At 56.3% G+C, this 293-nt stretch carries 1 protein-coding gene; it reads left to right on the top strand.

The window, feature by feature from the left end:
- Positions 1-293: transposase (locus J9892_RS22305; RefSeq protein ID WP_210539044.1), on the top strand; the 293-nt coding region annotated here is incomplete at both ends.

The following is a 293-nucleotide window of genomic DNA, read 5'->3' as shown; positions in this document are numbered from 1 at the left end:
GCCTCCATGCGTCTGTTTGCCCGGTTATCCCTGGATAGCGCCTTGCCGGACCGCACCACCATCATGAATTTCCGCCACCTGCTGGAGCAGCATCAACTGGCCCGCCAATTGTTCAAGACCATCAATCGCTGGCTGGCCGAAGCAGGTGTCATGATGACTCAAGGCACCTTGGTCGATGCCACCATCATTGAGGCACCCAGCTCGACCAAGAACAAAGAGCAGCAACGCGATCCGCAGATGCATCAGACCAAGAAAGGCAATCAGTGGCACTTTGGCATGAAGGCCCACATTGG

It is taken from the genome of Aeromonas sp. Prich7-2 (genome assembly GCF_017939255.1).
Lineage (GTDB): Bacteria > Pseudomonadota > Gammaproteobacteria > Enterobacterales > Aeromonadaceae > Aeromonas > Aeromonas caviae.
This window is presented reverse-complemented; position numbering and strand designations above follow the sequence as displayed.